The sequence below is a fragment of the Streptomyces flaveolus genome (assembly GCF_000716535.1).
GTDB classification, from domain to species: Bacteria; Actinomycetota; Actinomycetes; order Streptomycetales; family Streptomycetaceae; genus Streptomyces; species Streptomyces flaveolus_A.
The window spans coordinates 1-244 of record NZ_JNWV01000205.1 but is presented as its reverse complement, the minus strand read 5'-3'; the positions used below and the strand labels follow the sequence as shown (position 1 = coordinate 244).

Here is a 244-nt window from a genome sequence, read left to right as displayed (position 1 = left end):
CACGGCCTCGGCGCTGTCCTCCATCGTCACGGTGGCGAGCGCGGACTTCTCGGTCAGCAGGCCCGGCTGGCCCGGCTGGAGGTATCCGCTGGGCAGTGGAGCGTCGAAGCCGTGCCCCGGCAGGTCGATGGCCATGCTCGCGGCTCCGAGTGCGGCGAGTGCGCGCTGCGTCGCCGCCCACTGCCCGGAGCCGTGCCAGGCCCCGTGCACGAAGACGAAGACGGTGTCTGTGGAGGAGGAATCG

Annotated in this window: 1 protein-coding gene; it reads right to left on the bottom strand. The window is 72.1% G+C overall.

The features are described 5' to 3' along the window. Positions 1 to 210: alpha/beta fold hydrolase (locus OO52_RS45870; RefSeq protein WP_420711481.1), on the bottom strand; the 210-nt coding region annotated here is incomplete at its 3' end. Between the last annotated feature and the right edge of the window lie 34 nt (positions 211 to 244).